The 19,697-nt window shown below is 69.8% G+C and carries 17 protein-coding genes and 2 pseudogenes; 12 read left to right on the plus strand and 7 right to left on the minus strand.

The window, feature by feature from the left end; translation table 11 throughout:
- The first annotated feature begins 28 nt into the window (after nucleotides 1-28).
- Together AC07B0_RS04170 and AC07B0_RS04175 are read left to right on the plus strand one after the other, a co-directional pair.
- On the plus strand, nucleotides 29-742 hold the full coding sequence (locus AC07B0_RS04170; RefSeq protein ID WP_478896641.1) for a TetR/AcrR family transcriptional regulator: 714 nt from the start codon (nucleotides 29-31) through the stop codon (nucleotides 740-742).
- A gap of 40 nt (nucleotides 743-782) precedes the next feature.
- Nucleotides 783-1,277, plus strand: coding sequence for a hypothetical protein (locus AC07B0_RS04175; protein ID WP_478896643.1), 495 nt, complete (start codon nucleotides 783-785; stop codon nucleotides 1,275-1,277).
- Between the two features lie 36 nt (nucleotides 1,278-1,313).
- Here AC07B0_RS04175 and AC07B0_RS04180 read toward each other — a convergent pair whose 3' ends face one another.
- Both AC07B0_RS04180 and AC07B0_RS04185 read right to left on the minus strand, forming a co-directional pair.
- Entirely contained in the window at nucleotides 1,314-1,976 is a 663-nt protein-coding gene (locus AC07B0_RS04180) for a hypothetical protein (protein WP_478896645.1), read from the minus strand.
- 262 nt (nucleotides 1,977-2,238) lie between these two features.
- Nucleotides 2,239-3,786: a hypothetical protein gene (locus AC07B0_RS04185; protein ID WP_469382369.1), complete on the minus strand. Its 1,548-nt coding sequence runs from the start codon at nucleotides 3,784-3,786 to the stop codon at nucleotides 2,239-2,241.
- A 111-nt stretch (nucleotides 3,787-3,897) separates the two neighbouring features.
- On the opposite strand from AC07B0_RS04185, the gene AC07B0_RS04190 reads away from it, so the two are divergent.
- From AC07B0_RS04190 to AC07B0_RS04210, 5 genes are all read left to right on the plus strand, one after another.
- Nucleotides 3,898-5,088, plus strand: coding sequence for a sensor histidine kinase (locus AC07B0_RS04190; protein WP_478896647.1), 1,191 nt, complete (start codon nucleotides 3,898-3,900; stop codon nucleotides 5,086-5,088).
- Nucleotides 5,085-5,765, plus strand: a complete 681-nt coding sequence (locus AC07B0_RS04195) for a response regulator transcription factor (protein WP_467295486.1) — start codon at nucleotides 5,085-5,087, stop codon at nucleotides 5,763-5,765. The genes AC07B0_RS04190 and AC07B0_RS04195 overlap by 4 nt, the downstream gene beginning before the upstream one ends.
- A gap of 380 nt (nucleotides 5,766-6,145) precedes the next feature.
- A complete protein-coding gene (locus AC07B0_RS04200) occupies nucleotides 6,146-7,429 on the plus strand; it encodes an extracellular solute-binding protein (protein WP_478896650.1) in 1,284 nt (427 codons plus the stop codon).
- A gap of 436 nt (nucleotides 7,430-7,865) precedes the next feature.
- The gene (locus AC07B0_RS04205) at nucleotides 7,866-8,480 is read left to right on the plus strand and encodes a hypothetical protein (RefSeq protein WP_356878391.1); all 615 of its coding nucleotides are present in this window, start codon (nucleotides 7,866-7,868) and stop codon (nucleotides 8,478-8,480) included.
- A 187-nt stretch (nucleotides 8,481-8,667) separates the two neighbouring features.
- Entirely contained in the window at nucleotides 8,668-11,442 is a 2,775-nt protein-coding gene (locus AC07B0_RS04210; protein ID WP_478896652.1) for an ATP-binding protein, read from the plus strand.
- 293 nt (nucleotides 11,443-11,735) lie between these two features.
- Here the strand turns inward: AC07B0_RS04210 and AC07B0_RS04215 are convergent, their stop codons facing one another.
- The 3 genes from AC07B0_RS04215 to AC07B0_RS04225 form a co-directional block, all read right to left on the minus strand.
- Entirely contained in the window at nucleotides 11,736-12,881 is a 1,146-nt protein-coding gene (locus tag AC07B0_RS04215; RefSeq protein ID WP_478896654.1) for a methyltransferase domain-containing protein, read from the minus strand.
- A 3-nt stretch (nucleotides 12,882-12,884) separates the two neighbouring features.
- The gene (locus AC07B0_RS04220) at nucleotides 12,885-13,022 is read right to left on the minus strand and encodes a hypothetical protein (RefSeq protein WP_478896656.1); all 138 of its coding nucleotides are present in this window, start codon (nucleotides 13,020-13,022) and stop codon (nucleotides 12,885-12,887) included.
- A 116-nt stretch (nucleotides 13,023-13,138) separates the two neighbouring features.
- On the minus strand, nucleotides 13,139-14,665 hold the full coding sequence (locus AC07B0_RS04225; RefSeq protein WP_478896657.1) for a serine hydrolase: 1,527 nt from the start codon (nucleotides 14,663-14,665) through the stop codon (nucleotides 13,139-13,141).
- Between the two features lie 266 nt (nucleotides 14,666-14,931).
- Here AC07B0_RS04225 and AC07B0_RS04230 point away from each other — a divergent pair, with 266 nt between their 5' ends.
- From AC07B0_RS04230 to AC07B0_RS04245, 4 genes are all read left to right on the plus strand, one after another.
- On the plus strand, nucleotides 14,932-15,924 hold the full coding sequence (locus AC07B0_RS04230) for a DUF4344 domain-containing metallopeptidase (RefSeq protein ID WP_478896659.1): 993 nt from the start codon (nucleotides 14,932-14,934) through the stop codon (nucleotides 15,922-15,924).
- A 130-nt stretch (nucleotides 15,925-16,054) separates the two neighbouring features.
- The gene (locus AC07B0_RS04235; protein ID WP_478896661.1) at nucleotides 16,055-16,204 is read left to right on the plus strand and encodes a hypothetical protein; all 150 of its coding nucleotides are present in this window, start codon (nucleotides 16,055-16,057) and stop codon (nucleotides 16,202-16,204) included.
- Nucleotides 16,205-16,298: 94 nt separating this feature from the next.
- Nucleotides 16,299-17,012, plus strand: a complete 714-nt coding sequence (locus tag AC07B0_RS04240) for an NADPH-dependent F420 reductase (RefSeq protein WP_478896663.1) — start codon at nucleotides 16,299-16,301, stop codon at nucleotides 17,010-17,012.
- Between the two features lie 251 nt (nucleotides 17,013-17,263).
- The gene (locus tag AC07B0_RS04245; RefSeq protein WP_478896665.1) at nucleotides 17,264-17,905 is read left to right on the plus strand and encodes a response regulator; all 642 of its coding nucleotides are present in this window, start codon (nucleotides 17,264-17,266) and stop codon (nucleotides 17,903-17,905) included.
- A gap of 156 nt (nucleotides 17,906-18,061) precedes the next feature.
- Here the strand turns inward: AC07B0_RS04245 and AC07B0_RS04250 are convergent, their stop codons facing one another.
- Entirely contained in the window at nucleotides 18,062-18,799 is a 738-nt protein-coding gene (locus tag AC07B0_RS04250; RefSeq protein ID WP_478896667.1) for a formylglycine-generating enzyme family protein, read from the minus strand.
- Between the two features lie 289 nt (nucleotides 18,800-19,088).
- On the opposite strand from AC07B0_RS04250, the pseudogene AC07B0_RS04255 reads away from it, so the two are divergent.
- Nucleotides 19,089-19,273 (plus strand): annotated as a pseudogene (locus AC07B0_RS04255) (hypothetical protein); the annotation flags it as partial.
- Between the two features lie 6 nt (nucleotides 19,274-19,279).
- Here the strand turns inward: AC07B0_RS04255 and AC07B0_RS04260 are convergent.
- Nucleotides 19,280-19,660 (minus strand): annotated as a pseudogene (locus tag AC07B0_RS04260) (transposase); the annotation flags it as partial.
- Nucleotides 19,661-19,697 lie beyond the last annotated feature (37 nt).

The following is a 19,697-nucleotide window of genomic DNA, read 5'->3' on the forward strand; positions in this document are numbered from 1 at the left end:
AAGTTCCTGTGCGGGGTACAGTTGCCGGGTGGTGAGAACAGACCGGCGGGAACGGTTGCGGGCCGAGACGACCGCGGAAATCAAGAGCGTGGCGCTGGCGTTGATGGCCTCGGGCGGGCCGGACGCCATCACCCTGCGGGCCATCGCGCGCGAGATGGGGATGACCGCGAACGCCATCTACGGCTACTTCGCGACGCGCGACGACCTCGTCACCAGCCTCATCGATGATGTCTACACCGGGCTCGCCGACACCGTGGACGGTTCCTGGCAGGCGACCGACGGGCACGGCGCGGCCGTACGGATCCAGGCGTGGGCCGATGCCTTCCGGGGGTGGGCTCTGGCGAACCCCGAAGGTTTCCGACTGATCTACGGGGACCCCGTGCCGGGTTACCAGGCTCCGGAGGGGGGCGCGGCGCCCGAGGCCGCACGGCGGGTGTGCGTCGGACTGGCCGGCCTCGCGGCCGCCGCCTGGCCGGACGCCGAGGGGCTGTACGAGGGCAGCGCTTTCGAGTGGAGCGACTTCGACGCCGGACTGCTGGACAAGGTGCGGCCCCGTTTCGCCGAGCTGCCCCCGGCGGGTGTGGCGCTCGCCCTGCGCATCTGGGGGCACCTGCACGGCATGGTGTCGCTGGAGGTCTACGGGCATCTGAGCCGACAGGCCGTCAACCCGGACAAGCTCTTCCGGGAGGAGACGCGTCAACTCGTCACGGCGCTCGGGCTCGTGCCGGCCGAAGCCGGCTGAAGGCCGGCCGAGCGGGACCGCGGATCGGATGGATACAGCCATGGGGGGTGAGGTCATGTGGAGCGCTGGACCCGTCGGCGAAGCTGAGGGGCGTGACGCCCTCCTGCGATTCGTGAGGGGGTCGGTTCGAGACGATCGGGCCGAGGCCATGATGCTCGTGTGCACCACGTGCGGCTCGGAGGAGTTCGAACTCAACGGAGAGTGCTGGTGCTTCGGCTGCTGCCTGCCGCTGGGTCTACCGGATGGCTGGGAGGCCGGGTTCCCCGGACAGTACGCGTGGAGGCTTGAGCCTTCAGACACCCCGCTCCCCTCAGCACTCTCCGGTGCGGGAAACCAACCCGTCATCCGGTGTCCGGCAGGGCATCGCGTGTTCGAGACCGCCATCGCGGTCGCTCTCACCGCCGACCGCAGGATCTGTGGCCTCACCGTGGCCTTGAGATGTCCGGATGACGGGTTGCTGCACCTGTACCTCAGCAACGCGCGCGTGGTGCCGACGGGGAGCGACACGGATACGTTCCCGCTGCCAGAGCTCTGACCGTGGCGAGGTGCCGGACAGGCCCGGAGGTGGGCGTCACCGGTCGATCGGCAGCAACCTGTTGATGGCCGCGACGGCGGCCCGCGGTTCGTCAGCGTGGCAGCGGACGGTGTGGACCTCCCTGGGGGTCCCCCAGAAACTCAGCGTGATCACTGGTCGGACCAGGTCGACAGTGATCGAGGTCTGCGAGGCGATGGCCACCTCCAGCACGCCGTCCTGGGGCTTGTTCGCGTCCGGGATCCGGAGATCGTAGCGAGCGGACGCGATCCGTTCGAGGGGTATCCACAGGTCGAGCGCCGCACCGCGCCGCACTCGCAGCCCGCCCGGCCCCACGACGTGTGGGCGTGTGACGGCGGCGGCGTGCAGCCCCACCACCAGACACACCGTGTAGAGGTCGAGAAGCAGCATGAGCAGATGGGCGACCGGATACTCGGCGAGCATGAACGACACCCCGACCGTCTCCACCACGAACACGAAGATCAGCCCGTACGCCGTCGGCGCCTGAGCACGCGCATACCCGACGGCGACGTCGGCGCCCCCGACCCCGTCCGTGCGCCGTGCCAGCCACAGCCCGAGGCTCGTCATCCACCGCCGCTCGTAAGCTGCCAACCGTCGCATGCGCGCGCCTAATCCGGAGATCCCCCTGCGCCTCAGCGCATCAGAAGCGTTCAATTCGCGGATGGAACGCTTGGTGGACATCGAGTTCCCCCTTGATTCGCCGAGTAGCGCCCATGGCCGCCGTGCAGTCACAGTTGATCGTCGCGCAACGGTAGTTGAGCATACGGGCTGGTCGTGATCAACCCGTTCGCCGGAGGGGGTGCCCCTCCGGCGTTGGTCCAGGGAAGCGCGAGTGCGGTGGCGGGACCGGTGCCGCGAGGGCCCCGTACCCCGGCCGCATCCGGCCCTGCCGGGGTCCTGGGGCGAATGAGCCACCCGCGTGCGGGGGTCCCGCACCGTCACCTCACCTCCAGTCGACCGGGACCCCGCCCCCCAGCACCGCCGGGTCAGCCGTACGTGCCGGCGACGACGGCGGCAGGCGCCGTGCGGCGAGCCACAGCAGCAGCGCCACGTAGGCGCACAGCACGCCCATTCCGGCCCACCACGGCAGCGGGAAGTAGCCGGCTGAGGGTGCGTAGTGGGCGAGGACCTGCGCATGTTCCACGAGGGTCTGCTGCGCGGCGAAGCCGGCGGCCGGAGTGAGGCGCAGCAGCCACTGTGCCGGGCCGTCGGCGATCAGCGGGAAGGACGTCACGGCGTAGGGGACCGCGACCGCCAGGAGCGCGACGGGTACCGCGAACCGGGCACGTCGCAGCAGCGTGCCGAGGGCGAACGCCAACACCGCGGCGAGGGCCAGGGCGGCGGCCGTACCGACCACGACCCGCGCTCCGGTGAACGCCGACACCCCTATGACGGTGATCCCGTTGCCCTTGAGGACCGATGCGCCGACCGGGATCACGATCCCCAGCGCGAGGACCCCGGTGGCGAAGGTGACGGCCCCCAGGACGGCAGCGCGCGCCGCGAGCTCCCGGCGGGTGCCCGAAGCGTCGGGACCCACGGAGGTGGCGAACCGCACCGCGACGACGAGCACGACGATCAGGGCGACCGGCAAGCCGCCGAGGGTGCTCTCCACCGGGCGGGCGCCGTCCTCACTGCCGGCCGGGCCGATGTCGCCGACGCCGGTGACGGTGATCGTGCCGTCCTTCTCCACTGCCCCGGACGGCTGGTGGTACTTCTCCCAGTCGGTCCGGTTCATGTCGCCGAGGGTGTCCGTCCTCCAGCCTCCGGTGGTGGCCGCGCCCTGGAGGGCGACCTTGTCGAAGACGCCGGAGGCCTGAGTGAAACGTACGTGTTCCTTGACGCCGCCGCCGAAGCCGACGGGCTGCAGGGTCAAGTCGCCGGGCGAGGCCGCGAACAGGCCGACCTGCGCGGTCTTGGGCAGCCCGGGCAGCCGCGCCGTGCCGACCCTCGTCCAGCGCTCGCCGTCGGGGGACTCGTAGCCCGTGACGGTGTCGCCCGACCGGGTCAGTCGCAGCCAGCGCGGCGACTCGACCGAGACCCCGCCGGCGCGGCCGGCGACGTCGTGGCGGTAGTCGTACTGCATGCGGACCCCATGGGCGCCCGTGAGCATCAGCGCCGCGTACGAGGACCCCGGGCGGACACCGTCCTTGACGATGATCCCGGCCTTCGCCCAGGGCACCAGGCCCGGGAGGATCTGGTCGTGGTTCGGCGGCGGGTAGGTGATCGTGCCGGTCATGGACGTCATCCGGACCGTGATGCTGCCGCTTTCGCCGAGGTCGCGGTGGGCGAAGACGAACTGGTCGTTGACGAGGGAGCCGTCGGGACCGGTCGGGTCGACCGGGCACGGGCCGTCGCAGGAGGCGTGGTTGCCGAGGGCATAGATCAGGCCGACGGCGACGACGGCCAAGGCCGCGGCCACCATCGCGAACAGTCGGCCCGGTCGCCGGAATCGGGTCCACTCCCGCCGGAGCGGTTCGGTTGTCGTTGGCATGGAACGGTTCTACGGTCCGGCCCCTCACGCCGCCCGAACCGTCCCCGTTATGCCGCTGTTAGGAACGGCCGGGCATCCTGGGACCGGCCGAGCGCGGGGGACGGGGAGAAGATGGGCATGCTGCGGGGCGGGACGGTACGCCGGCGATTCACGATCCTCTACGCGGCCGGCTTCCTCGGGTCCGGAGCCGTACTGCTCGCCCTCACCTACCTGATGTCCGGCACCCGGGTGACCAGCAGGGCTCCCGGACAGCCCCCGGACAGTGCGTCCGGTGGGTCCCTCGTCGCCGCCGAGCAGCGGATCCAGGACCTCCAGGGGCAGCTCGCCGAACTCCACGAGCAGCAGAGCCACCGGCTGCTGGTCGGCTCGTTGATCGCGCTGCTGGTGATGGCAGGGGTTTCGCTCCTGGTCGGCCGGCTCCTCGCCGGGCGGGTGCTGCGCCCGCTACGCCTGATCACTGCGGCGACCCGGCGGGTTTCCGCGGACAACCTTCACGAGCGGCTGGCGGTCGCCGGACCCGTCGACGAGGTCAAGGAGCTCGCCGACACCGTCGACGGCCTGCTGGAACGGCTGGAGGCCTCGTTCGTCGCGCAGCGCCGATTCGTCGGCAACGCCTCGCACGAACTGCGTACGCCACTGGCGACGATGCGTGCTTCGCTGGACGTGGCGGTCGCCAAACCGGAACCCGCGGCGCAGACCCTCGCGCTCGCCGGACGGCTACGGACCGAACTCGACCGGGTGGACCACCTGCTGGACGGGTTCCTCGTTCTCGCCCGGGCCCAGCACGGCACCCTCGCCGACCGGACCCCCGTGCCCCTGGACGAACTGGTCGCGGAGGCACTGGCCGCCCGGGCCGCCGGCATCGCCGCGAAGGCGCTGACCGTCGAAGGCGGGGCCGAGGGCGCGGGCCTGGCGCCGGCCTGGACGCGGGGCAGTGCGGCGCTGCTGTCGCGGCTGGTGGAGAACCTGGTCGACAACGCGGTCGTGCACAACGAGGAGGGCGGCTGGATCCGGATTTCGACCGGCCTGGACGACGGCGAGGCACGCCTCGCCGTCGAGACCGGCGGCCGCGTCCTCGACCAGGGGCAGGCGGACCGGCTGACGCGGCCGTTCGAGCGGCTCGGCGCGGACCGGACGGGCTCGGAGACCGGGTCCGGGCTCGGACTGTCCGTCGTCGCGGCGATCGTTGCGGCGCACGGTGGCCGACTCGTCGTGCTGGCCCGCCCGGAAGGAGGCCTGAGCGTCACGGTGGCGCTTCGCGCGGCCGCCGGACAGGAAGGAACCGGAGGGCTGACGGCGTGAGGATACTGGTCGTGGAGGACGCGCGGGCCCTCGCCGAGGTCGTCGCCGAGGGACTGCGGGACCAAGGCATGGCCGTCGACATCGCACACGACGGCCTGGCCGCCGCCGCGCGGATCGACGTGCACACGTACGACGTGGTGGTCCTGGACCGCGACCTACCCGGCATCCACGGCGACGCGCTCTGCCAGATGATCACCGAGCGGGACGATCGGGCGATGGTGTTGATGCTGACCGCCGCGGGCGAGCCCGGCGACCGGGTCAGCGGGCTCACCCTCGGAGCTGACGACTACCTCGCCAAACCGTTCCACTTTCCCGAACTCGTCCTGCGCATCAGGTCCCTGGCCCGTCGAAGGCCGACCGCCCGGGCCCGCGTGCTGAGGGCTGTCGGCCTCGAACTCGACCCGGTAAGGCGGACCGTGCTGCGCGAAGGCCGGCCGCTGGACCTGTCCGTCAAGGAGTTCGGCGTCCTGGAGGCGTTGCTGCGCGCCAGCCCCGGATTCCTGAGCGCCGAACAGCTCCTGGAGCAGGTCTGGGACGAGAACACCGACCCCTTCACCAACACGGTCACCGTCACGATCGGCCGCCTGCGCCGCAAACTCGGCGATCCCCCGGTCATCACGACCACGACCGGGGTCGGCTACCGCATCGCCGACACCTCGGATGGGACCCGAACCTGATCCGAGCGGCGACCAAGGCGGCCGCCAAGGCCCGGCAGCCCGTGCCGCTCCCGGGGCCGGGTGAACCAGCCCTGCCGCGAGCCGAGTTCGTTGCTCCCTCCATCCTCCTTCGCAAATCCCGCACAGCGTGCCAAAGTCCGCTCCCTTACCGGAACGGAGTGTTTCGGTTGTTCTACGCGCGTCCGAACCGGCGTCTCCCTGTAGGAACTCACAACCGGGAATTCCGTGATTTGGGTTATCTCCCACACCTGTTCGTTCGGTGACGCCAAACGAGCCAACGTGTGGAGAGAATCCCGGCCAACGGGCAGCGACGGGGCACCCCTCGGCCCGAAACGACGTGAGCCGTAACGGAATCCAGAGAAATTCAGGGGAACACACCCGTGCGACGAAGGATTTTCGGGCAGGCCGCCACAGCGGTCGTCCTCGGTCTGCTGGTACCACTGTCCGGATGCGGGACTTCCGCAGGCAGCGCGGCCGACGGCGGAACCCTGTTCCTGGTGGCCGCCGAGTACGGCGACACCCCTGCCACGAGCTCCGCGGCCTTCTGGTCCAAGGTGAGCACTGACTTCACCGCCGCGAACCCGGGCATCAAGATCGAGGTCAAGCTCCTCCCATGGGCCGACATCGACCGCGAGGTCACCAAGATGGTGAAGGCCGGCAAAGCGCCGGACATGGCCCTCATGGGTTCCTACTCGGACTTCGCCGCTCAGAACAGGCTCTACTCCGCCGACGAACTCCTCTCGGTCGCCGCCGAGGCGAACTTCCTGCCGCCGCTCGCCGAAGCCGGCTCCGTCGGCAGCACCCTCTACGGGCTGCCCTTCGTGGCGAGCAGCCGCCTCCTCTTCTACAACGAGGCACTCTTCGACAAGGCCGGCGTCAAGGCCCCCAAGACCTGGAACGAACTCAAGGCCGCCGCCAAGGCACTCAAGGCCAAGGGCGTGGCGTACCCGTACGCGCTGCCCCTGGGCCCTGAGGAGGCCCACGCCGAGGCGATGATCTGGGAACTCAGCAACGGCGGCGGCTACGCAGACAGCAGCGGCAACTACAGCCTCGCCTCCCCCCAGAACATCAAGACGTGGAACTGGGTGAAGGAGGAACTGGTCACTCCCGGCCTGACCGGACCCGTCCCACCGTCCCGGCTCAACCGCGCCGACGCCTTCGCCGCCTTCCTGCGCGGCGAGGTCGGCATGCTCAACGGCTACCCCTCCCTCCACCACGAGGCCCGCGCCAGGGGCATCAGCGTCGGCACGGTTCCGATGCCGCTCTCGGACGATCTCGGAACCGGGCAGGTGCCGCCGGCGGTGGGCGTCGCGGACTGGATGATGGCGTTCAAGCAGAACGGCAAGCGGGAGCAGATTGGCAGATTCCTGCGGTTCGTGTACGAGGACGAGAACCTGTCGGACTTCGCCGGCCGTTACCACCTGCTGCCCGCCACGGTCTCCGCCTCACGGGCCCTGGACGGGAGCGAGGGCATGGACAAGACCGACACCGAGTTCCTGACCGCGCTGCGCAGCGCCCAGCTCTACCCGGTCAACGACCCGTCGTGGATGGTGGTCAGCGACACCATCAAGCGCAACATCGGGCGTGCGGTGGAACCGGGCGGAGACCCGAAAGCGGTCCTCGAGGACATGGCCGCGAAGGCGAAGCAAGCCGGCGGGCACTGAGGCCGGTGCGCAAGGGCCTCTCGGCGGCTCGCCCTCCGGGAGCCTCCAGGCCGTTCCATGAAGGCGGCCGCCGGTGCGGCGGGCGTGTGAACGTGGAGCGTGTCGGCCGCGGGCCTTGATCACCCCGGTCTACGGTGAATCCGAGGTCCAGCGCCGCGTCCTCACGAGCGAGCGTCCAGGCGTGGTCGAGGTCGTGGGGGCAGCCGCCTCGTACGCCTTCATCTGCGAGGAGCGGGCACATGAACCCGACATCGAGGACGACCGGCACCGTCCGCAGCGTCGGCACCGTACGAGATGGGCGGGACATGCGATCTGACCTGCCACCGGGCCCAGGGGGCAAGCGGCTGTGACCGGGCATAACCCCTCCGAGACGGACCGTCTGGGCCCGCCCGCGCCCGGGCCGAGATCTGCCGTCCGTACCGAGAGCCGCTGGCCGATGGCCGCAGCGGTCGTCGCTTCCGCGGTCCTCACCCTGCTCCTGCCCGACGACCTGCGTCTCGGACCCCGGTGGGCACTGCCCCTCGCCGAAGGTCTTCTGCTGGTGGCGCTGATCTCGGGAGACCCCGGCCGGATCAGCCGTCGCTCCACTGTCTTGCGCTCGGTGGCGATCGCTCTGGTCGTCGTACTCGTGGGAAGCGCCATCTGGTCGACCGTCCAGCTGATCGACGATCTCATCCACGGTGGGACCGAGACCAACTCGGCCAATGCCCTTCTGCTGGCCGGTGGCAGCGTCTGGGCCTCCACCGTTCTCGCCTTCTCCCTGCTGTACTTCGAACTCGACAGCGGTGGCCCGGCCGCCCGGGCCCACCACATGCCCCCTACTCCGGCACTCGCCTTTCCACAGCAGCTCAGCCCCGAACTGAACGCCCCGCACTGGCGCCCCCACTACATCGACTACTTCTACCTCGGGTTCACCAATTCCACCGCGCTGAGCCCCACCGATGTCATGCCACTCGCCCCCTGGGCCAAGAGCGTCATGACTCTCCAGTCCATCCTTTCCCTCATGATCCTCGGGCTCGTGGTCGCCAGGGCCGTGAACGTCCTCGCCTGAGCGCGGTGTCCGAGCCCTTCCGTGTGCATCGACGTGGTGAACACGAGCAGGTGGTGGAGCCACCGTTTGCTCAGAAGCTTCGATGCCGGGCCGTACCGACGGCGGCTCAGTGCGCACGCCGCGCTCCTACCCCTCGCCAGGTGACGAAGGACGACCGCGGCTCGTGATCACCTAGGCTCTGGTGTTTATGACAGCGATACGGATCGGGCCCTGGCAGCAACTCCACTCCATGGACACCTGCTTGATCGAGGAGATCCCCAGGACGGCGATCCCCCATCCCACGGCTTCCGGGCTCTTTGACGACCTGCGCGGGCAGAGACTCGCCGCGCTCGTTTCCGCCTACCACTCAGCCGGGCCGGACACCGGTGCCATCGTGCTCGGCTGGTCCCGCCCCGCGGCGGACCGGCCTCTCGACGTGTTCGTCGGCGGCTCCGCCCTGGTCGGCGATCCGGCCGAGTCCGGGACGGACACGGCGCTCCTGAGCCTCCCGGCCGGGGCGCGGGCGAGGCTGCAGGACAGGGGTGCCGTCGCGGGTGCGCTGGACGCGTTCCCGTACTGGACCGCGATATCCGGGATCACTGACGGGCTGCTGATGGACGACCAGCCCCGGGATCAGGTGTCCTCCCTGATCCGGCCGACCCTGGAGGACTGCCTGCTGAGCGTGTGGCAGGGGCCTTTCGCATGGCTGGTGTTCGCGGAACCCGTAGCCGCCGGCGTGATCGGCGAACTGATCAATGACGCCGCGGACCGCCAACACAGCGCAGAGGTCACGTCGATCATCGCCCCCGAATACGCTGTGGAAGTCACCAGGTTGAAGCGCCACCAGCGCGAGCTGGCCAAGGCATCATCGAGGGGGCTGTGGCGCATCCGACTGCTCGCCGGAGGCCACACCCCGCATGCGGCGTCCCGGGTGGCGTCCCTGGTGTGTTCGTCGGCCGACCTGGAGGGCTTGCCGTACGTCCTCAAGCCACACGGCGAAACGGCCGGACTGAGCTCGGTCATGGACCACAACGTCGGATTCGACGCCTCGTCCGACCTGCTGGCCGCACTCGCCCGGCCCCCGATCCGGGAAGTCCCGGGAGTGCGGTTCGCCCTCCGGCCCGAATTCGACGTCACCCCCGAGAACCGCCCAGGCGCCGCGAAGCCCGGTCAGAGCCCGGTCCGCCTCGGCTCGGTCCTCGACCGCAACCTCAACCCCGTCGGCGACTTCTCCCTCCCCCGCTCCAGCCTCAACCGGCACACCTTCGTCTGCGGCGCGACCGGCGGCGGCAAATCCCAGACCGTACGCGGCCTGCTCGAAGCCGCATCCCGGGAACGCTTGCCGTGGCTGGTCGTCGAACCGGCCAAGGCCGAGTACCGGTTCATGTCGGCGCGCCTGGGCGACGAAAGCGAGGTCATCGTCATCAAGCCAGGCGAGCTGGACGCCCTCCCCGCCGGGCTGAACCCGCTGGAACCCTCTGTCTACGGCGACGGCGAACGCTTCCCGCTCCAGACCCACCTGGACATGGTCCGGGCGCTGTTCCTCGCCTCCTTCGACCCCCAGGAGCCCTTCCCCCAGGTGCTCAGCGCCGCGCTGACCCGCGTGTACGAGGATCTGGGCTGGGACCTGACGCTGGGCGAGCCGCGCTTCCCCGGCACCGCACCCCGTTACCCCACCCTGGAGGATCTGGAGGACACCGCCGTGAAGGTGGTCTCCGAAATCGGCTACGGCAAGGAGATCACCAGCAACGTCCGTGGCTTCATCAAGATCCGCCTCACCAGCCTGCGGCTCGGCACCACAGGCCGGTTCTTCGAGGGCGGGCACCCCATCGACTTCGGGGAACTGTTGCGCCGCAACGTCGTGTTCGAGATCGAGGACGTCGGCGACGACAAGGACAAGGCGTTCCTGATGGGCACCGTCCTCATCAGGCTCGTGGAGTACCTGCGCATGGAGCAACGAACGACACGTCGGCTGGCCTTCCCCCTGCGGCACCTGACCGTCTTCGAGGAAGCCCACCGACTGCTGCGCCGCTCGCACAGCAGTGGGGCGAGCGCGCACGCCGTGGAAATGTTCGCCGGCCTGCTGGCGGAGATCCGTGCCTACGGTGAGGGGCTTGTCATCGCCGAACAGATCCCCAGCAAGCTGGTCCCCGACGTCATCAAGAACACCGCCGCCAAAATCGTCCACCGGCTTCCGGCCAGGGACGACCGCGAGGCAGTCGGCGCCACCATGAACATCACGCAATCCCAGTCCGACTACCTCGTCACCCTCAAACCGGGCGAGGCCGCCGTCTTCACCGACGGCATGGATTATCCCCTGCTGGTCCGCATGGAAGACGGCACCGAAAGGGAGGACGGCGCCGCGGTTTGGCCCGCCTCACCGGCTCCGCTCGTCACCCCGCGCAGCCGCGCCTGCGGCAAGGAGTGCGGCACCGTGCCCTGTACGCTCCGGCAGCTCCGCACCGCACAGCACCTCACCGAACAGCAGGAGCTGCGGATCGCGCTCTGGGCGGAGATGTCCGTTGCGGCCCACATGCTCGGCTGGACCACGCCGCTCCCCGGCGACGTGATGCGTCGCTCCCTGCAACCGTTGTGGACCGGCGACCGCCGTCTCGTCGAGTGCGCGATCGGCCAGGCCGTGGACCGTGCTGTCGCCGACCGGGGCAGCGCCATCGGCGAACCGGCCCCATTCGCGGGACACATCGCCGAAATGATGCGTGCCCAGCTCGACGGCGACGACCCCTGCCCAGTCGGCGAGCCCCGCTGGAAAGCCCGTAAAGGCACCAAGACCCGGCAGTACTACCACGGGCGCTACACTCCGTCCAACCTCGAAAAGATCACCGGCTGCCAGGACCCCTCCGAAGAGTGGTCGCAGCGCTTCGCAGCTGCGCTCAAGGCGTTCTCCCGCCCGATCCGCAAGCCGCGCCCGAATCCAGACACTGAGGTAACTGGAACGAGCGAGCCGCAGCAGGAAGCAGGCTGACGGAACAGCGCATACTCGCGGAATCGCCAAGTTCTGCCGGGTGATCAACAGGCTCGGCGGCTACCGTGTTCGAGAGCCCCGCTGGTGTGTATGAGACCTTCGTGATCAACGGGGCGCCAGCGGTCGCGTCCGGCTGTCCGGACCGCCCAGCCTTGCTCGCGTAGGCGCCCTGGCCCTGGTCTCGTGCCTGGCGTCGCCCACGCGCATGTGCCCGGGGAACGCTCCGGCGTACCTGGCACGCCCTCACCAGCGACCGCTTGCGCCACCCGCTGCTCGGGTCCAGCGCCGAGGGGCTATGAGAATGCGGGGGAGGGCGGGGGGACGGCGATGGCGTTGGCCTGGTCGTCGAGCCACAGGCGCTGGCCCGTGTGATCGACCGTGATGCCTGCCCGGTCCCGGGCGGGGCGCTGGAGCCTGGTCCACCACTGGTAGGCGCTCTCGGCTTCGTCCCACAGTCTGCGGGGGCCGAACTGGTCGACTTCGTAACTGGTGGCACCGGGCCGGTATTCGATCGCCGCCCAGGAACTGCGGTCGTCGGCGAGGATCCACAAGGTGGCTTCCCCGCTGTTGTCCTGGGCTTCGGCCAGGAGGTACCAGGCGTCCGGCAGGGCCAGCCCGATGAAGAACAGGGCGTCGGCCTCGGAGACAAGAGCGCGGGGGGAGAGACCGGTCCGGCTGGGGGTTCCGGTGTCCTCGCGGTGGTAGAAGTCGGCGAGGTATCCGCGGTGCGGGCGGTTGACGCGGGTGCGCATGAAGGCCGGCCAGCCGGTGAAGCGGCCTGTCGCGCGTCCGTCGGCAACGTCCAGGACGGCGTAGGAGTGCGAGAAGAAACTTCCGCCCCACGGGGCCACGATGCGTCCCGCCGGTGTCTGCTCGACCCAGGCGTAGGGGATCTCAGGCACGGTGTAGGTGGCGATCAGACGGTCGTAGGGCGCCCGGGCCAGCCAGCCCAGGCCCGCGTCACCCACGGCCAGGTGAGGTGTGTAGCCGGCGGCGGCCAGGTTTTTCGCGGCCTGGGCGACGAGCGAGGCGTCGATGTCCACCGACGTGACGTGCTCCGCCCCCAGACGGTGGGAAAGCCAGGCCGCGTTGTAGCCGGTTCCGGTACCGGCTTCCAGGACGTGCTGTCCGGGCCTGGCGTCGAGCAGGGCGAGCATCTCCAGCATGACGGTGGGCATCGAGCTGGAAGAGGTCGGCAGCCGGTAGGCGCCCTCCGTCACGGGATTCCCGTCGTTGACCTGCGTGGTGACCGGCACGTCGTCGTAGACGGTGGCAGCCCATCCGGCGGGATCCGCGGACCGGGAGACCTTGACGTCGCCCACCTCGATCAGGTCGGGCACGAACAGCTCGCGCGCCACCTCCCGCACCGTCTGCGCCCACTCCTCGGGGAGAGAGCCCTTGGCCTCCAGGATGCGGGCGAGCCCGTCAGGCGAGGCCACCGGTCACTTCTTCTTCGGCGGGTCGGACACCGGTTTCGTCCACTGGCCGTCCGATTCCTTCGGAGACTGCTGCTTGTCTCCCTCGGTGCCTTCCTTGCCGTCACCATGCTTGCCCACGGCGGCCCCCTCCTCCAGCATCATCGGTGCGTAGTCTGCCGGATACGATCAGTGAGAGGAAGGCGGCAACCGGCCGATGCGCCGTGGGCCCCGTGGGTGAAGTTCTTGGGTGAGACGATGCGGCACAGTCCTCGACGGCACTAGCTGCTCTTCTCGAAGGTGCCGAGGCCGTTGGCGTCCAGGTACTCCACCCGCATCCTGCCGTCGGTGAAGGTCACTTCGGTGCGGCCGATGGCGTTCTCGCCGACGGTCTCGAAGCTGAAGGTGTCCCCGTCGTAGTGGCTGAGGGGGAAAGCCATCGGCTTCGGTCCCAGGTGCAGCACCAGCCCGCCGCCCGGGCCGGCTGTGACGGTGGCCTTCCCGTAGAACGGGTTGGTGTACGTACCCGTGTACGCGCTGTCCGAGCGGGCCGGCTTCGGGTCCGCCGGCGGCTTGGCGAAGTCCGTCTTCGAGCGGCCCTCGCCGAGCTGCTGCTTGTAGGCCTCGCCCACCACGGGCAGCCAGTCCCGGCTGGGCTTGCCGAACTCGGCGGTGTCGAAGAAATTGAGGGCGACGGAGTCGGGGAGACCCGTGGGGGCGCCGTTGGTGAGCACCACGATGGCGAGCTTCTCGGCGGGGACCAAGGTGACGTTGGTGTTGGCGCCGAGTGCGAAGGCGCCGGAGTGGCTCAGGCGTAGGCGGCCGTGGTCGTCGTAGCGCACGTTCCAGCCCAGGCCGTAGAACCCGGGCTGGGCGTTCGGTCCGGCGGGCGGCTGGCTGATGCTGTGCGGGAGGTGGGTCTCGGCCAGGCCGGCGCCGTTGACGACCTGCTTGCCGTCGATCTTTCCGCCGCCCAGCTGGAGGCGTAGCCAGCGCGCCATGTCCCGGGCGTTGGAGCTGACGCCGCCGGCCGCGGTCTGCGCGTCGGCGTCGCGTACGTAGCGCGGCTTCCAGGTGCCGTCGTCGGCCTTGACGTGGGTGAGGGCGCGGTCGGCGGCCTTCTCGTAATCGCTGAAGCGGGAGCTGGTGTGCGTCATCCCGGCGGGCTTGTACAGCAGGTCTTCGGAGAGCTTGTCCCAAGCCACGCCCTTGGCCTTGGCGACGGCTTCGGCGGCCGCGGTGAAGCCGAAGTTGGTGTACGCGTAGCTGGTGCGGAACGGGCTGAGGGGCTCGTAGCGCAGGTGCGACAGGATGTACGCCTGGTCGTAGCCCAGGTCCTCCAGGAGGTCACCCGAGTGGTCCGGCAGGCCCGAACGGTGCGAGAGCAGGTCGGCCGCGGTGACGTGCGAGCTGACCCAGGGGTCCTTGAGGGTGATGCCCTTGAGCGGGGCGTCGAAGCCGTCGGCGCCGACGGCCTGGGCCAGCACGGTGGAGGCCACCGGCTTGGAGACCGAGGCGAGCTGGAAGACGGTGTCCGGGCCGACCGTGTCGCCCGGTGCATCGGTGCTGCGGACACCGAAGCCTTTGAGGTAGACGACCTTGTCGTCGTGAACCACGGCCAGGGAGACGCCGGGCACCCCGGTGCGCCGCATGCCGTCCTGTACCTGCGCGTCCAGCGTGTCCAGGGCCCGCGCCACGTCGAAGCCACCGGGGGTAGGGGTGGGCGACGGTGCGGCGGCGACGGCCCCGGCCGCCAGGGCGAGCCCGCCGACCACGGTCAGCCCCCTCCGCTTGCTGATACGTCGCATACGTCCATTTAACGCCGGTCCCGCGTCGAGCGCCCGGAGAGAGCCGGGGCACGGAAAGCGGCTGCGGGGCCGCGCTCGCGGCCCCGCCGGCGCGGTGGACCGTGGCCCGACGGAGTGGAAGCCGTCCGGGCGGCCGGCCTGCATGTTCGGATCCTCGTCTTCGCCGACACCGTGCGGGACGGTCCCCGTACGGGCGGCTCGACGGGCGCCCGCCGCCGGACGGGCGGAGGATCAGTGCGGGAACACGCGACAGGAGCCGACCAAGGATGCCGAACACCGCCGGTCGCCCGAAACGGGCGCGCATCGTTCTGTCAGGCGTGCTGGTCCTCGCCGGGGTCGTCTCGGCCGGGTGCGGCGGCGAGGCCCGCGACGCCGGGCGGGGGCCCGGAGCGGGGCCTCGCCCCGAGGCGGCGCGTTCCGGCAGGGTCACCGTCGTCTACGAGGCCCAAACGGTCAAACCGGAGGACCGGCAGGCCGTGGAGCTGATCCGGCAGTCCCGTGTGCTGGAGCGTACGGCCGACTGGGTGAACAGATCGCTCGCCCTCCCGCACGACATGGTCGTGAAGGTCACCGCCGACGTGCCGCCCGGCGTCACCGACGCCGTCACCCAGCCCGACGGCAGGACGATCTTCGTCCCGCCACCGTTCCTGACCGAAATCGAGAAGGCCCTCGCCGATGTCGTGAAGACCGTCGAACGGCCCGCCCCGTTCCCCGCGTCCGAGTACAACACCGACGACCTGACCGTGCTGTCGACCGAATTCATCTTCGGCCACGAGATGGGCCACGCCCTGCAACGCCAGCTCCTCCTGGCCAACCTCGGTCTCGAAGAGGACGCGGCGGACGGCTTCGCGTCCTTCTACACCGTCAACGAGGTCGGGCCGGGCCCGTCGCTGGCCGCCGCGATCCTCTTCGACGAGATCGCACGCAAGGAAGGCACGCCGACCCTGGAGGGCATGTCGAGCGACCACCCCGTCACCCAGCAGCGCGCCTTCAACTTCCTGTGCTACCTGGAGGGCAGCGACCCGAAGAAGTACCAGAAGTCCCTGGTCGACAGCGGCTACCTCCCCAAAACCCGCGCCCCCCTCTGCCCACAGGCGTGGGCGATGCTGGACTACGGCTGGTGGACCCAGCTTCAACCCCACTTCAGCGTGGCGTTCAAGGCCCAGGGCGATGAGGAGCAGAAGAAGGCGCAAGCGCGGCTGATCGCGGAGACGCAAGCCCTGGCGCGGCGCATCGACGAGGTCCGCACCGGTCAATGAGCCCGTGCGCCGTCTCCGCCATGGCGAGCGGTCGGCCACAACCTGCCGGAACACGGTCTCCAGCACCTCCTCCCCGCCCCAGTCGGGAGCTCCCTTGAGGAGCCGACGACGGATCTCGACAGGGGCCTGGATGCCGTCGCGCGGGCTCGCCGCGATGTCGATGCCGAAGGTGGTCAGGTGCCTGGACGCAGACGAAGCCGTCCGGGAGGAGCAGCGCACCGCCGCCCGCCGCACCCGGGACGCCGCCGGTCAGAGTCCGGGGGAGTGGGCGCTCCTTTGAGGACACTCTGTGTCCTCAAAGGGTCCTAATGTCGCTATTGCGGCCATCGGGCCGTCTGTCGTCAAGCAGGATCCCCCACCTCAGGAGCAGCACTGTGAAGATCGCGATTCTTGGTACCGGCGCCGGCGCCCGTCAGCACGCGGCGCGCCTGTCCAGTCTCGGCCACCAGGTCGTCATCGGTACCCGCGACCCCGAGGCCACCCTGGCCCGGACCGAGCCCGACATGATGGGCACCGCACCCTTCGCCGCCTTCCATGCCACTCACCCCGGACTGACCCTGGCCAGCTTCGCCGAGGCCGCCGAGGCGGGTGAGCTGGTCATCAACGGCATCGACGGCGTGAACGCGGTCGCCGCCCTGGCCGCCCTGCCCGCCACCGCGCTGGCGGGCAAGGTCCTGATCGACTACGCGGTCCCGTACGTCTACCAGCAGCCCGGCGACGCCCCGTACCCGTGGCCCACCCCCTGGGGCGAAATGCCGCGCCTGGACCCCGTCGACACCGATAGCCTGGCCGAACAGATCCAGCGCGCCCTGCCCGACACCAAGGTCGTCAAGACCTTCGTCACCCAGGAGCAGGAAACCGTCGTCAACCCCGCCGAGTTCGGCGGCGGAGACCACACCATGTTCCTCGCCGGAGACCATGACGAGGCCAAGGCGGCCGCCCGCGAACTCCTCAACGCCTATGGCTGGACCGACATCATCGACCTCGGACCGCTGGCGGCGGCCCGCGGCCTGGAGATGTACGCCCACTTCCACACCGCTCTCGGACTGGCCCTCGGCGGACGCTTCGGCGTCAAGATCGTCCGCTGACCGGTGGTCCCCGGCGCGGGCCGTCGGTGACGGCCCGCACTGTTGTGACCGGTCCTCCGGGAATCTGCTGTGCACAGGGGGCCGGATCGGGCAGCTGTGCCTTTACGCCATTGCCTGTCGCTGGGCTGAGCGAGTCGGTTGGGCCGTGGGTGTGCAGTCCGTCCAGGCCGGGTACGCCGGGTGCCGCGGGGGGTACTGGTCACGGCGCCAGCTCGCAGCGGCGTCGCAGCGCCGGGACGGAAGGAAAGCGTGTGAGTCGCGTCTTGATCGTCGAAAGCCATGACCGGTCCAGCCTGCATCCGGTACTGGAGGCCAGCGGTGACATGGTGGTCGTGGGTGAAGCGGCTGATGCTGTGCAGGCCGTCAAGGCAGCCAAGGAGTATCGGCCCGATGTCGTGATCATGAATCTGTCCCTTCCCGGCCAGGGTGCTGTCGAGGCCACCCGCCAACTGTTGGGGCTTGGCTTCCCGCCTAGGGTCCTTGCGGTGACCTCCTCCAGCCCGGACGGGAGGGTCCTCGACGTGCTCCGCGCCGGAGCCTCGGGCTTCGTCGTGCATGACTGCAGACCTGACGAACTGGCTCACGCGGTGCGGATCGTGGCGGCCGGCGGCAACGTCCTCGACCCGAAGATCATGCGCACGCTGACTCGGGGCTGTCCGTCCGCGGGCTCTCCTGACGTGCTGCAGATGATCGGCAACCTCACGGACACGGAGCGGCAGATGCTGGCCCTCATCGGTGGCGGGCACACCAACCAGCGGATCACCGATGAGTGCCACCTGTCCATCACCACGGTGAAGGCACACGTCTCGCGCCTGCTCCGACGACTCGGGCTGGAGTATCGGATCCAGGCCGCGGTCCTCGCCTGGGAAGCCGGCATCGTCGCCGAGGCCTGATCGGCCGGACGGTCCCCTACGATGCCCCCAGACACCCGGCAGCCCCTCGGCGGTCCGGCCTCCCGTGGGGGCCGGGAGACGGGGCGGGCTGGGCTGGGCGTACGGTTTCAGGAGCTGCCGCACGTCATGCGGTGCTCGCGTGTACGGCGTGCCGTTCTACTCGGTCGGTGCCGCCAGGCGAAAGCCCACACCTATCGCCGCCAGGTCTTGCTCGTACGCACCATGGCGACGGGCACACCGGGCCAAGTCCCGGTCGTGGCGGAACGCCCCGCCTCGAGTGACGTGCGGATCGAATGCCCAGTCCTCGGTGTCCGGCACCTCGGTGGGAGCACCCGGGTAGGGGGCGTAGAGGGTGGAGGTCCACTCGTCGGCGTTGCCGGCCATGTCCAATACCCCGAAAGGGCTGGCGCCTTCGGGGAATGAGCCGACCGGCACCGTGGTGCCGATGCCCAGGTCCACCAGATTGGCCAGGCCGGTGCGGTACTGCGCACCCCACGGGAACTCCCGGCCGTCGTCGCCACGGGCAGCGCGCTCCCACTCGTCCTCCGTGGGCAGCCGCACCTCAAGGCCGCCGAGCTGTTCCCCGAGCCACTGGCAGTAGGCCGTCGCGGCGTCCCAGGTGACCCCGATGACCGGATGGTCCGCAGGCGCCTGCGGGATCGGCCTGCCGGTGGCTGCCGCGAAGAGTGCCCACTGGCCGACCGTGACCTGGGTACGGGCGATCCGAAATGCCGGGAGGTGGACCTCTGCGCGCGGGGCTTCCTTTTGGTACCACTCCACCGGCACCCCGGTGTCGGCATAGCGGCGGGCCACCTCCGCCACCTCGTCAATCGGCGTACCCCGACGCAGCCACCCGGCGGGGACTTCAACCCAGTCCACCTGCTCCACCTGCATGATTTTCTCCTCAGCTCGATCGGACAGCCCTCATGATCACATCGGTGGGCGGGGCGGACATCGGCTGATGGGCCTACCTCGACAGCGACTTTGGAACCAGGACCTCGTGGCCGTCGGTCCGGTCGTGCTTCGACATGGCGGAGCTGTTCACGTTCGCACGTACCGTGCTGATCATTTTCATGTAACCGCCGACAAGGGTGGGCCAGCCCAGCGCGTAGCTCCGCTCACAGACGGCGCTTGACCGGTCGGCACGGCCCGAACCGGCGGAGGCGGCGAAGCCGACAACAGTGGTCAAGGAGCGCTGACGTGCCAGGAGATGGCCGCCTGCTTCGGCCTGGAACCCGTACCGGGAAAGGTGGAGGCACTGCTATCGAAGGCCAAGCGGCTGACGGCGCGCGCGGCTGCCTGATCGAGCCGGCACCTGGCCGCTGCACGCTCGCGAAGTACGCAGCCGGGCAACGCGGTGGGTCATGAGCACAGTCATCGACCAGTAGACCATCGCCTCCGCGCCAGCGATGGAACGCTCGAAGTCGCGCACGAGACGGCGACTTCGCAGCAGTTGGGCGAAAAACCGCTCGACGATCGACCGCTCGGGCAGACGACGAAGCCGCGCATTTCGTCGCTGCGTTTGACGATGGGGAGGAGCAGGGCGAGGGCCGCGAGGCAGTACTCGACGAGGCTGCCGGTGGATCCGCCGTCGGCCCAGACCAGGGCCAGCAAGTGGCGCGCGGCAGTGACCTGGGTGAGCAGGACCTGGGCCGCGGCGCGGTCGCCCACATCCGCTGCGGTGACCATCACCGCCAGCAGCAGGTCAAGGGTGTCGACCAAGACGTGCCGCTTGCGGCCGTTGATCAGCTTGCCGCCGTCGAAGCCGCAGCTGCCAGAGCCGACGACCGCG

Source organism: Streptomyces sp. NPDC044704 (genome assembly GCF_056433525.1).

Coding starts and splice junctions, on each gene's coding strand:
- AC07B0_RS04220 (WP_478896656.1), bottom strand. CDS start 13,022: ATGATGCTGGAGGAGGGGGCCGCCGTGGGCAAGCATGGTGACGGCAAG.
- AC07B0_RS04175 (WP_478896643.1), top strand. CDS start 783: ATGGGGGGTGAGGTCATGTGGAGCGCTGGACCCGTCGGCGAAGCTGAG.
- AC07B0_RS04205 (WP_356878391.1), top strand. CDS start 7,866: ATGGCCGCAGCGGTCGTCGCTTCCGCGGTCCTCACCCTGCTCCTGCCC.
- AC07B0_RS04250 (WP_478896667.1), bottom strand. CDS start 18,799: ATGCAGGTGGAGCAGGTGGACTGGGTTGAAGTCCCCGCCGGGTGGCTG.
- AC07B0_RS04225 (WP_478896657.1), bottom strand. CDS start 14,665: ATGCGACGTATCAGCAAGCGGAGGGGGCTGACCGTGGTCGGCGGGCTC.
- AC07B0_RS04180 (WP_478896645.1), bottom strand. CDS start 1,976: ATGTCCACCAAGCGTTCCATCCGCGAATTGAACGCTTCTGATGCGCTG.
- AC07B0_RS04235 (WP_478896661.1), top strand. CDS start 16,055: ATGCCGTCGCGCGGGCTCGCCGCGATGTCGATGCCGAAGGTGGTCAGG.
- AC07B0_RS04230 (WP_478896659.1), top strand. CDS start 14,932: ATGCCGAACACCGCCGGTCGCCCGAAACGGGCGCGCATCGTTCTGTCA.
- AC07B0_RS04210 (WP_478896652.1), top strand. CDS start 8,668: ATGACAGCGATACGGATCGGGCCCTGGCAGCAACTCCACTCCATGGAC.
- AC07B0_RS04190 (WP_478896647.1), top strand. CDS start 3,898: ATGGGCATGCTGCGGGGCGGGACGGTACGCCGGCGATTCACGATCCTC.
- AC07B0_RS04185 (WP_469382369.1), bottom strand. CDS start 3,786: ATGCCAACGACAACCGAACCGCTCCGGCGGGAGTGGACCCGATTCCGG.